Below are 12,061 nucleotides of genomic sequence, written 5' to 3'. Positions count from 1 at the left end.
TGGATCTTATAACAAGTCTGCCATAAACATAAAGACACTTGAGGGTAAGAGTGTTCAATTTGATACGAGTTCTGTAACTGATCAAATACTGCCCCCGTTACTCAACCTTCATTAGTCAATACGTTTTGATAATAGCCATCTAACTATTTATAAAGTAGCTTCCCTACTCTAAGCACCCTATCATTAACCTATAGTAATAAGTGAACTTACCAATTTAAAAATAGGCGGCCATTTGATTAGGAATATCTAATACTTTATTTTTATTTGTAAACAGTTGATATATAAGGCTTTGCAAGCGAGGAAAGAAGACGTTATTTACAGAAATAGGTGCTCTATTACTACATAGCTATGTTAAGAACGGTGTATTTATCCCATCCAATTTCGATCCACTATGTCCACTCAATATATCATTTAATCTTTATTTAAAGGTATCACAGCGTCATATAAAAATCGATCTCATGCAGTAAGGCTTAATAATAACCATTATGTTGCATTCATAATCGCTTTTCTGCAAAATGGCTTATCTATAATCGCTTGAGCCACTCATGATGAACACCCCTACCTCAGACCCTATTGGCGCAGCATGGCTTATCCGTCATGCAAGCATCGAGCTGGTTTCGCCTTTATATGTCAGCAGTAGTATCGGTGGGCGCAGGCAAACCTATAAAGACGGTGATGTCATCCATAACGCTTATCAGGAAACTGCGCGGCCACTGGACACTATCATTGCCCACTTACAGTTTCACATGCGTCATGAAGTACTGAATTTGGAGTTACTGACTCGTCTGTTTGAGCAGATAGGGGCTAATGACGTACAAGCATGGGTAAACGCTGAGCCCACAGGCAGCTATGCCCGTAGAATGGCTTTCTTGTATGAATGGCTCATGGGTCAGCAGTTAGCAGTACCGAGTAATTTAGGCGGTAATTATGTGGACGCTTTAGATGCTAAGAAGCAGGTTACTTCAAGCCCTGTGCATGTCATCAAGAACGCTCGTTGGCGTATCAATGACAATCTAGCAGGAACCCGTCATTTCTATCCGATGCTGGTGAAAACAGAGTTGTTTACGCAAGCCGCTGCACTCGATATTGCCACAATGGTTGACAAGCTGAACGATGAATTTGGGCAAGACTTACTGATGCGTGCCTCCGTATGGATGACATTACGAGAGAGTAAAGCCAGTTTTACTATAGAAGGTGAAGGCAAAGAGTTAAAACGTATTGAACGTTTCGCCGATGTAATGGCACGGCGTACCGGCAAGGGCGATATTCCGCTTGATCCTGAGTCGCTAGCAGAGTTGCAACAAGAGATATTGGGTAGTAAAACTATTATTCAGCAGTACGGCATCCGTCAATCACCAGTTTTTGTGTCGCATACTCAGGTCAATGGCTTTAAAGAGATTGTGCACTATATCGCGCCACCTGCTGATGACATTGCTGAAAAGCTCAAAGGGTTACTGGCATTTATGGAAAAGACCGAGGGACAATCGGCACTGATACGTAGTGCGGTTGCTTCCTTTGCTTTTGTGTATATTCATCCGCTGGCTGATGGCAATGGCCGCGTACATCGCTTCTTAATTAACGATGTACTCAGACGCGACCAGGTCATTCATGAGCCGATTATCCTACCTATATCGCAAGCCATCGCTGAGCATCCCTCAGACCGTCATGCGTATGATAAAATTTTAGACCGTTTATCCGTGCCACTTATGGAGCAAATCCGTGATCATTACAGCTTTGATAAACAGGCGGTTACTTACCCTGATGGTATTCGCTCAAACTTAAATTTTGAAGACAGCCACCTTATTCAACCGGGGTGGCGCTTTATGGACTTAACGCCTCACGTTCAGTACTTATCAGGATTGATTGCTCATGTTATTGAAAAAGAGATGCATAACGAGTCGCAGTACCTAAGACAACATGACCATGCACGACTGGCGATAAAAGAGATTATTGAGATGCCCAACAGCTATGCCGATAGAATCATTCGCAGCATGCTACAAAATAAAGGTGCTAAAAGTAATAAGCTACTGAAGGATTATCCATTTTTGACAAATGATGAGGTTTGGGACGATATTTTCTCTGTGGTTGTAGAAACCTTTAAAGATGAAGCAGATTGGCTGAAACGGTCAATGGGCTTTATAAGTCTGAGGTGATTCATTATTTAAAGCAAAACTGGACTGGTGTGAACGATGTTGAACTGGCAACCCTTGAGTGGGTGGACTGGTTTAATAAAACCCGTTTGCATAGCACGATTGGATATGTGTCACCCTTTGAGTTTGAAAAGCGGTATTATGATAATTTAATCCTGTCAGGTATTGCTGCCTGACTCAAGTAAACCAGACTCCGACATAGTCGGGGCGGTTCATTATCAAGGCCTGGTTATATATTTTTTCTTATGTTATCAAGCCAAGCTCGCATACTTGGTGTAAGCAAGCGATGACGACGCCAAGCCATGACAAGCTCCCATTTTAACTGAGGTTGGGTTAGTGGCAAGCAGACTAATCCTGTTAAATCCAACTTTTGAGTATAATATTGAGGCAAAAGAGTCACACCCATATCCTGTTTTACCATGTCAAGAAGCAAGTGCCACTGATTGGTTTGGCAAATAATATTAGGTTCAAAACCTAGTGATTGACAGTTTTCTATAATCATTGGAGTAAATGATGAATTGGAGGTAAATAAAATTAGGGGTGCATTTGATAGTGACTTAAGTGTTACCTTGGTTTTTCGCTTACCCATACGGTTTTTATTTGCTACGACCACCACTGGATAGCAACATATCGACGAGTAGTCAAAATCATCGTCAATCGGCTTCATCAATGTTGCCACATCAAGTTGCCCCTCTAGAAGGGCCTGCTTAAGTGACTCAGCACCATCTTCGATAAGTGAGGTTTCTATACTAGGATGCATTTGGTAAAAGTTAAAAATAGCTTTGCTTAGTATTTCACTGCCTAACGGTGAAATCCCCAGACGCAACTTACCACCTATTAATTGCTGATAATCTACTACTGTTTGTTCAAGATTATCTGCCTTTTGTAAGATATCCACTGCTTGAATATAGAGGTGTTCGCCAATTTCCGTTAAATTAACTAGCCGCTTTTTTCTATGAGTCAACGGCTTATCAAACAGAGCTACGCCTAAATATTCTTCAAGGTTACTGATGGATTTGGTAACGGTGGGTTGGGTTAAATTGAGTTGAATACTGGCTTGAAGAAACCCACCTGTTTTTACGACTGTCACAAAGCAGCGTAATTGTTTCAAAGTTATCATGAATAATAAACCATGGTTAGGAAGGATAATGAAATTTATTATAGGAATTGGGAATAAAAATAAAAATATAATTCATAATTTATGACTAGGGTATTTTTATAATAAGTAGTCTCTAATCAACAAACAACAATTATTATGCGTAATCCTAATATTCGCTTATCCCTATCCTTTGTAGCTGAAAAAAAACTTAGACTTCAACAGTTCTGTCGCCAATCATGGCTTCATGTCCTTATGCAATGCGCTATTATCGCAGCTGTCTGGTATTGTGCTGCGATATTGGTTGAGTTATTGCATCTACCCGTATCCTCAGGCGTATTAGGAGTGTTTTTAATGCTGGTATTATTAATGAGTGGTGCTATTAAGGTTAACTGGGTCAGACTGGGGGCAAAATTTGTTTTGGGTGAATTAGTATTAATGTTTATCCCACTTATGATGTCAATACTTCAATACAAGGCGCTATTTATCAGTAAGGGCTGGCAATTAATGCTGACGATTATCTTAAGTACCGCGATGGTGATGTTAAGCTCAGCATTAACTTTTATTATGGTGCACCGTTTGCAACGTAGATTGTATCGACATCAGATTCATAAAGCCCAATTAAACCTAAAAAATAATGATAATGCGTGAGGATTTACAATGAATGTCTGGTCAATCCTTTGTCTCATTTGGACATTAGCTGCTTATTATATGGCTAAAGTAATCTATGTGCGCTATCGAAAATCTTGGCTAAACCCAGCTATCACGGTTCCAGTAATAACGCTTTCATTAATGATTATCTTTAATATCTCTTATGATACTTATTGGAAGGATACAGCTTGGATTGTGCAGTTACTTGCCCCCGCAACGGTTGCGTTTGCTATACCTATTTATGAATATCGTCGTTTAATACGTCAACATGCTTTGGCTTTGACCGCTTCTATAACTGTTGGGATGGTGGTGGGAGTCTTAAGCATATACCTATTCACTGGTTTGTTCCATTTTGATAAGACCTTGACCTATAGCTTGATGGCCCGTTCAATATCGACACCATTTGCGTTAGACTTATCTGAAAAAATTCACGGATCTTCCTCTTTAGTTTCATTGTTTACTTTGATTACAGGGATGGTGGGAATGATTTTAGGAGATATGATTTTGACTTTTTTTCGTATTCGCTCACATCTTGCAAATGGAATCGCATTTGGTAATGCATCACACGGTTTTGGTACAGCCCGGGCAAGTCAGCGCAATGAGGACGAGGGCGTTATAGCTAGTTTAACAATGATTTTAGCGGGATTATTTATGGTATTCTTAGGCCCTTCATTAATACATGGCGTAATGTTATTTGGGCAAGTTTAAACAAATATATATAGAGACCCTAATCCATATTAAGAATAGATATAATAACAGCCATTATCACTAACAGATAAACAATAAAAAAACGTATGAATTTCCGTTGAACCGCCCCGACTCTATCGGAGAGTGATTTACTTGAGTCAGGCAGCAATACCCGACAGGGTCAAATTATCATAATACCGCTTTTCAAACTCAAAGGGTGACACATAACCAATCGTGCTATGCAGTCGTGTTTTATTGAACCAATCTACCCACTCAAGGGTTGCCAGTTCAATATCATTCACACCAGTCCAGTTCTGCTTTAAATAATGAATCACCTCAGACTTGCACAGCCCATTGACCGTTTCAGCCAATGCATTGTCGTATGAATCGCCTGTTGTGCCAACAGATGCAATCACGCCAGAGTCTTTCATCTTATCAGTATAGCGAATAGATAAGTACTGAACCCCTCGATCACTATGATGAATCACGTCTTTGGGATTGTTTCTATCTGCTATTGCTTGGTTCAATGCCGCCATTACCATATCGGTGTTCATGCGATTAGAAACTTTCCAGCCCACAATAGCGCGAGCAAACACATCAATAACAAAAGCAGTATATACCCAGCCGCTCGTTGTCTTGATGTAGGTGAAGTCCGCTACCTAAAGCTGGTTAGGACGATGCGCCTTGAAGTTGCGATTGACCAAGTCATCAGCGCGCTGCTGGTCGTCACGGCTGTTGGTGGTAATCTTGCCCTTACCACGCCAGACACCTTGTAAGCCATGCTGTCTCATTAATCGCTCTATGGTACACCGAGCAATCTTTAACCCATCAGCTTTCATCTGCTGCCATACTTTACGAGCACCGTAACGGCACTTGCTGTCCTGCCAGATGCGTCTGATTTCACCGATGTAAAAGTCGTCATGCTGTCTGCGCAGTGAACGCTTTTCAGGACTGTTTTCTAGGTCTTTAGCACGATAATAAGTCGACGGGGCAATCGGTAGGACTCTACAGATCAGCTCGACCCCATATTTAGCTCTGTTATTATCAATAAAACTGATCATTACTAAGGCGTGCGGTCGAGCTCCGCCTGGGCGAAAAAAGCCGCAGCCTTTCTGATGATTTCATTAGCTTGTTTAAGCTCTTTATTCTCGCGTTCAAGCTCTTTGATGCGCTCTTTATCACTTTGAGCCTGCACTGAGGCGGGAATGGTTTGGTCTATGTGCTTTTTATGTCAGGATCACAGTGTCTCAGGCGTACAGCCAATCTTTGACGCTATGGCTTGAATGGCTGACCATGTAGAAGGATAGTCGCCAGACGCTTCAATCAGCATGCGAACGGCGCGTTCTTTAATCTCAGGAGTGTAGATTTGTCTTTTCATTGTCGTATTCTCTCAGAATGTTGAGTCTCCGACAATTCCGGGGCGGTTCACATCATCGAATTGATGGCCTTTAATACGCTACTCATAAATTCAATGCTACTCTAAGATTGAGGCGTCATATAAGAGGTCGGTAGCTCTTTTGATACTACCCCAGCTTCTTTTCTAACAGCATTCTTTTGAGAATATCCCAATCAGCTTGGTTCAAACGTGCTAAGCGGTCAATCTGCTCAATCAAAATTATATAGCCTTCATGGACATCGTCGATCAGTTACCTTAACTGTGGAAGTATCAAAGTTGCGCCTGATTCGTTCTCGACATAGAAGACTGCAATTTTGTGACCATGATCGTTGGCAAATGCTATGAGTTCGCTTTTGGCACGCTTAGCGTCTTGTTCTTTGGTAGAAGCTCGTAGATACGCTCTGATAAACATAAACACCTAAAATATTCTGTTATAAGTGGTTACATTATAGGAATCTATTTTAAGTAGTCTGTTAATAGGTTTGAAGGGTGAGATAACTGGTTCCCTTAGGGTATACCCTAAAAACTCATATTTACAACTTTATATCCTCTTATTTATTGATTCAGATAAATAACCCCTTTTGGGCTACTCAATAGCTATATAACTTTCAAAACCTTACAGTTAGTATGTACTTAAAGGATTTGTTCATATGGCATATTATTAATATAAAATAAAAGTAAAACTTTATAAGGAGTAAATATGACCCCCTCTTACTTCCCTCAACGTCGTCCGTCGTGGCGCGGTGTAGTCGCCGGTCTTGTCATGGGACTGATAGTGGTTATGGCGATGATTGCGCTTGCCTTAGTTCTGAGCTCATTATTACCTTTTGATTTGAAAGGCAGTAGTATTGCCGCGGGTATTTATGCGGCCATTACTGCTTTAGTTAGTGCCTATGTAGCGGGGCACTTCGCGATTAAGTACTCTGCACCTGAAGCGCTATTTGGCGATGGTACGGATATTGATCCAAAAGACGCCACTTTAACAGGCATGCTTACAGGAGCTTTAATTATATTACTCACCACATTTTTCGCGATGAGTAGTGCTACTAGTATTTTATCAACGGCAGGTAATGTTGTAGGCTCTACAGTAAGCACTGTGGCTAAAACAGCAGCAACGACCGCCACTGTTAGTGCAACTGCGGCTGGGGCAGCATCAAAAAGCAACAGCGTACAACAGAAAGCAGAAGAAGTTTATCAACGTGTATCAGGGGATATTAGTAAAGAAGACGTCCAAGCGATGGTTGCAAAAAATACGCAGAACTTGAATCAACAACAGATTGCTGCCGTCAGTAATGTTATTAAGGATATGTTCGATAAGACCAAGACGCAGGTTAATAACATGGACTTTACTGACCTAAATACATGGCGCAATATTGACGTCTATGCAAAAGAGCGTATGGCATCTATTGAAGAGACGTTAAAAGGCCCTGAAATTATCACACGTCTGCAGCAGCAGGGTTTAACTCAAACGCAAGCGATAGAAGTGCGTACTGAAGTTCAACAGTCATTTAACGAATATAAAGTTAAAACTGAACAGTATATTGCAGAAGCCAAACAAATGGCTGAGCAAAGAATGCAGCAAGCAGAAGACGTCGCACGTAAAACGGCGCTGTATACTGGATTATTTTGGCTGATTAGTGCCCTTTTAACCTTTATTGCTAGTACTATTGGGGCTAAGAATGCAGCAGCAACCTACCGTTTAGCTAAGCCTATTATCACTTGGGGTAACAACGTTAAATAAGTATTAAAGATCTAAACATAAATAAAAAGCCCAATTAGGATAATTGGGCTTTTTATTTATGTTTTATAAGGGCAGTATTGATTGATAGCTTCCAAGTAGATATCAGCTACTTTAAGTTATTTTGAGCAAAAAAAAGCCCTAACTACAGGGCCTTATAAAATTTTATTATTATTCATTATTATTATTATTATTATTATTATTATTTGATGATATTGGAGTGTACCAAGTTAACCCATACAACCATAGTAACTCCTAATACAATGATAACAACCCAAGTTCCTACAATCCAGTGTGTAAACTGCTTATTATTCATGAATCCCTCCTTAACGAAGCTACTAAATAAAATATCTGTATGAATATCATTGATATTCATATGTTCTATCAAGGATGGACTGATAATTTTAAACACTATGTTTATCCCTGATCCTTACCGTCAAACCTGTACCACTAAACTTGGAAGATTTTAGTTATGCAAACTAAGGGCAAAAGCCAAGCTACAATTGTCTTAGCGATTTATAGCCTCAAATCTTATTCGGTAATCTTCAGTATAGCTCAAGAATCTGTATGCGCTATAGTGCCATCGAAATCAAGTAGGACTAAACTCATTTTTATCGCATCCTGTAGTTTTCTAGTTTAGAATATTAATGCCATACCGATACACTCTTTATATTAGCAATACTAATGTAACATATCTATAAAATTTAACAGTGTGAAGTAAGTTAAAATCGGTGTTTTTTACTGCTCGGGTGTTTAAAATATAAAAAACTTAACTGCTGCTATTCTACTTGCGCTTCCTATTCTAGTAGTCAGTCCTACAGTCATGGCCGCATCTTCAGATGCAGTAGCTAAAACTGTTGATGTTCAATTTAAAAAAGGTGCCAGCTCAGCCAACTATTATGGGAAATTAAAAGGCAATAAGTATGATTCCTATACATTTTAAGCCAAAAAGAATCAAAAGCTTTCTGTCAAAAAGAATCAAAAGCTTTCTGTCAAAAAGAATCAAAAGCTTTCTGTCAAAATAGCGGGAGGGAATGTAGATCCTTATTTATTCCATAAGAATCTAGCAAACTCTGTTAACGTAGGAAAGTATGCACCTGAAGTGGATGATCAAGGTTATTACACGCTTCCATATTCAGGTAAATATGAGTTACGTATTCTTCAGCCACGTTCTCAAGCTTCTAGAGGAAAAACACCTGCGTATTGGCTAGAAGTATCTATTTTATAGGTACATAAGCTTAATGTTGTGGTGCTAATCTACGCTATCACATATACAGACAACAATAATCAGCATGAGTATTGTTGCCTGTATAGCGCATCGAACACGAATAGAATATGTATGGTAGGTACATCGCTAAGTACACTTTGACTGTTCCAGTGTATTAAAACGTTGATACCAGTAGCCTATAGCTGGATATTCAAGTTCTCACTAGGGGGCCGAACAATTATCATCAAAGCACACTCCATCACAGAGTATCAATTTTCTTGTAGAATTCCTTGGTTTAGTCGATAATATTTGATTAAAAAAAGCGTTGTATTTATATGCTTACCAGCTTTTTTGAACTCATTTTATAAGAAACTTAATTTATTAATAACTCGGTAAGGAAAGCTTAATGTCTGATTTTAGATTGGTAGTAGGAGCACTTACGACACTTATACTTATGAGTATAGGTTGTAGTCACAAAGAGCCTAACAGCGTTAATGAAGTAAAAGAAAACTCATCAGAAGCCATAACAAAAAACATCTCAGAAGAAGTAGAGGTGCGTGGAAATTTTAAAAGAAGCTTTGAAGTATATCAGCTAGAGGCAAATGGCAAAACTTACTATGTGGCAGATCCAAAACAGCTTTTGATAGAAAACTCTAATAAGATTGGTCAAGACGGCTACTACAAATCGTTCGAAACTTGTGTGGTTGGAGTAATTGGCTCTGAAGGTGGTTACGGGCCTACTGGTAAGTATGAATACGAAATTACTGTTAGCGAAATTTGTGTATAAATAGAGGTATAGTCAAAAAAAACCTGAAAGTTGATCAGTAGGTTATACGTCAGCAATAAGCCATTCTTTGCTAGATTCACGTGCTTCAATTTTAAGGGATATCAAAAGTCTTGATCTATAAAATTATCTCAAACAAGCATTTGCGTATAGCATTAGTATTTTTGCTAATCCAGCAAATTATTGTGGCGTCATCAACGTATTTTATTGCTCGCCTTGCACAAAGTCTGACCGAGGACACTATTTCAATTTTATATATGGTGCTATTTGCCCTCTCTTTAGTAGCGGTTTATGTGCCAGCATATTTTTGTGTTACCAATACAGAGCGCGCCAAGTATGACGCTCATAAGCTGTACAACGATAGCTTTCATACTGTCTTTTTAGGCAAGACCTATTTGTTATCCAGCGACGATTTACAGAGTACGGCAACGACAACGCTCGCTCAAGAAAGCAACTACACCCTTGAGACAGTCATTGATAGTATTTTTGATATTTCAGCTTTGGTACTCAATGTCTTATTTAATGTGTTGGTTATTGCTTGGTTCTTAAATGGTACATTACTGCTTGGTTATGCAGTAGGTATTATTTTTGCCTCCATGTTTGTACATTTCAGACGACATACTTTAAAAACAGCTGCCAAAACAGACCAGCAATCACGGTTGAACTTAACCGCTAAACTCTTTGACAGTTGGGATAACGTCGTTATTTTCAACAAGCATAATTACACGCTTTATAACAATATTGTTCAAAAAAGCTTTGCAACAGCCAAAAATAATAGTGTTAAATCCACTTCGATCCAGCATATCAATTCAAGCTTAGGCATGATCATATTAATGCTACCTGTCTTTGCGGTCACTGCTTTTATTTTTAATAAAAATTGGCAGGATGCGGCGACGATGGCGGTACTAATTGCCACGCTGCCAAGACAAATTCAGCTATTGCAAATGTGCTATGCCTTGATTGGCTACCATACCAGTATTGGCGTTATTAAAACGATGCTAGATGGCATCTTAGAGGTCTTAAAACCTACTACTGTGGATTTAGATACCTACATTCAGGCAAACCAAATACGTGTGAAGCAAACAGGGAGAATTTTTGATTCAGCACAACTGCCCAAGCAAGGTAGAGTAACGTTGGTTGGTAATAATGGTGTTGGTAAATCTTGTGTGTTGCTTAAGCTCAAAGACCACTACCAAGAACAAGCTTACTATTTACCCGCTAAGCATAATTTATATTTCAATTATAAAACAGACAAAGTCCATAGAGGTTCAACAGGACAACAACTTATCAAGCAAATTCAAGAACTTAGAGAGGACGACCAGAGTACGATTGTCATGCTTGATGAATGGGATGCACACTTGGATAGAGAAAATACTCAAATCATAGGTCAATATCTTGATGAGCTTGCCCAAACAAGACTTGTAATGGATGTTAGGCATTGATTTAAAAAGTGCTTAATCTGCTCAGTAAGCACATTGTGAAGTACACCGCTGTTATCTCAATAACTAAAACCATTGACACTCTTAGCCTAGAGCCTACAGTTCAAGTCCGCACTAGGGGACCGAACTGATTGAATTAGTTCAGTATTACTACTTCAATCAGTTCGGTGCGCTATACAGGCATCGAACTGCTAGCGTTATATATAAATTTAATAAATGCAAAATCCACAACATAGGTCATTATGATCGAGCTGTCTGCTTAAAATATTCTAGGTTAATTCCTACTATTTTTTTAAGCATGATTCAGTGCTAGCTAAACCGGAGGAACAATAGAAAAGATTGGTAAACTTCCTACAAATAAAATGAACGAAATTCTGGTAAATAAGTAGAGTTAATATATATGAAAGCTACTAGTATTTTGGCTTTATGTGCGCTTATATTGTCAGTAGGATGGGGTATTGTAAGAGATATTCGGCAGCCAAAAGAAAACTCTGTCGTTAGTTATGAGCAATTACAAGATAAAGAAACTGAAGTAGTACATTTAATGGGAATGCTGACTGATAGCCTCCCTAAGCCTAAAAATAAGAAGCTAATAACGAAATCAAATATAAGTAGTCTATACTACGTATACGAAAATCCTAGCAGAACGTTTGAAAAAGACCTTGAAAATAATATTAGGGTTAATAGTAACTGGAACGAATTCTCAGTTACTAAAGTAGATGATATATCGGCTTTTAGAAGCTATTGCTATAAAGATATAAGTTTAGTTTTATTGAAGGGTAAAGGAGGGGTTATATAGTAGAGTTCAGATAAAACCGATACAATACATAAAAACTAATCAACTATTCAGATAAACCATGACTTATTCAATCGACTATCGTAAACAAGTGCTGTCTAGCATCGATAATGGTCT

The 12,061-nt window shown here is 38.9% G+C and carries 9 protein-coding genes, 3 pseudogenes and 1 other annotated feature; of the genes and pseudogenes, 9 read left to right on the top strand and 3 right to left on the bottom strand.

Features of this window, described 5'->3' with window-relative positions:
• The first annotated feature begins 545 nt into the window (after positions 1–545).
• Together ACP7AE_RS13810 and ACP7AE_RS13805 are read left to right on the top strand one after the other, a co-directional pair.
• Positions 546–2,153 (top strand): Fic family protein, encoded by a 1,608-nt coding sequence (locus ACP7AE_RS13810; RefSeq protein ID WP_426138815.1) that lies wholly within the window; start codon positions 546–548, stop codon positions 2,151–2,153.
• Positions 2,114–2,326, top strand: a pseudogene (locus tag ACP7AE_RS13805) (IS3 family transposase); the annotation flags it as partial. The gene ACP7AE_RS13810 and the pseudogene ACP7AE_RS13805, both read left to right, overlap by 40 nt.
• A 53-nt stretch (positions 2,327–2,379) precedes the next feature.
• Here ACP7AE_RS13805 and ACP7AE_RS13800 read toward each other — a convergent pair.
• Complete coding sequence (locus tag ACP7AE_RS13800; RefSeq protein ID WP_058025956.1) at positions 2,380–3,270, bottom strand: LysR family transcriptional regulator; 891 nt, start codon at positions 3,268–3,270, stop codon at positions 2,380–2,382.
• Positions 3,271–3,405: 135 nt separating this feature from the next.
• Between ACP7AE_RS13800 and ACP7AE_RS13795 the strand changes: the two genes are divergently transcribed.
• Together ACP7AE_RS13795 and ACP7AE_RS13790 are read left to right on the top strand one after the other, a co-directional pair.
• Positions 3,406–3,897, top strand: coding sequence for a CidA/LrgA family protein (locus ACP7AE_RS13795; protein ID WP_426243762.1), 492 nt, complete (start codon positions 3,406–3,408; stop codon positions 3,895–3,897).
• Between the two features lie 9 nt (positions 3,898–3,906).
• A complete protein-coding gene (locus ACP7AE_RS13790) occupies positions 3,907–4,605 on the top strand; it encodes an LrgB family protein (protein WP_087041101.1) in 699 nt (232 codons plus the stop codon).
• A gap of 137 nt (positions 4,606–4,742) precedes the next feature.
• Here ACP7AE_RS13790 and ACP7AE_RS13785 read toward each other — a convergent pair.
• A pseudogene (locus ACP7AE_RS13785) lies at positions 4,743–5,962 on the bottom strand (IS3 family transposase).
• Positions 5,571–5,687: a sequence feature (AL1L pseudoknot), on the bottom strand. Its footprint overlaps the pseudogene before it by 117 nt.
• Positions 5,963–6,230: 268 nt before the next feature.
• Positions 6,231–6,392, bottom strand: coding sequence for a recombinase family protein (locus ACP7AE_RS13780; RefSeq protein WP_426138833.1), 162 nt, complete (start codon positions 6,390–6,392; stop codon positions 6,231–6,233).
• A 288-nt stretch (positions 6,393–6,680) separates the two neighbouring features.
• On the opposite strand from ACP7AE_RS13780, the gene ACP7AE_RS13775 reads away from it, so the two are divergent.
• From ACP7AE_RS13775 to ACP7AE_RS13755, 5 genes and pseudogenes are all read left to right on the top strand, one after another.
• Complete coding sequence (locus ACP7AE_RS13775) at positions 6,681–7,721, top strand: hypothetical protein (RefSeq protein ID WP_426138832.1); 1,041 nt, start codon at positions 6,681–6,683, stop codon at positions 7,719–7,721.
• An 820-nt stretch (positions 7,722–8,541) separates the two neighbouring features.
• Positions 8,542–8,946, top strand: a pseudogene (locus ACP7AE_RS13770) (PPC domain-containing protein).
• 385 nt (positions 8,947–9,331) lie between these two features.
• A complete protein-coding gene (locus tag ACP7AE_RS13765) occupies positions 9,332–9,712 on the top strand; it encodes a hypothetical protein (RefSeq protein ID WP_426243760.1) in 381 nt (126 codons plus the stop codon).
• A gap of 182 nt (positions 9,713–9,894) precedes the next feature.
• Complete coding sequence (locus ACP7AE_RS13760; RefSeq protein WP_426243758.1) at positions 9,895–11,151, top strand: hypothetical protein; 1,257 nt, start codon at positions 9,895–9,897, stop codon at positions 11,149–11,151.
• 397 nt (positions 11,152–11,548) lie between these two features.
• The gene (locus tag ACP7AE_RS13755; RefSeq protein WP_426243756.1) at positions 11,549–11,947 is read left to right on the top strand and encodes a hypothetical protein; all 399 of its coding nucleotides are present in this window, start codon (positions 11,549–11,551) and stop codon (positions 11,945–11,947) included.
• The last annotated feature ends 114 nt before the right edge of the window (positions 11,948–12,061 follow it).

Origin of the sequence: Psychrobacter sp. TWP2-1-2, assembly GCF_049896785.1 — a bacterium.
In the GTDB taxonomy this organism is placed as follows: domain Bacteria; phylum Pseudomonadota; class Gammaproteobacteria; order Pseudomonadales; family Moraxellaceae; genus Psychrobacter.
This window is presented reverse-complemented; position numbering and strand designations above follow the sequence as displayed.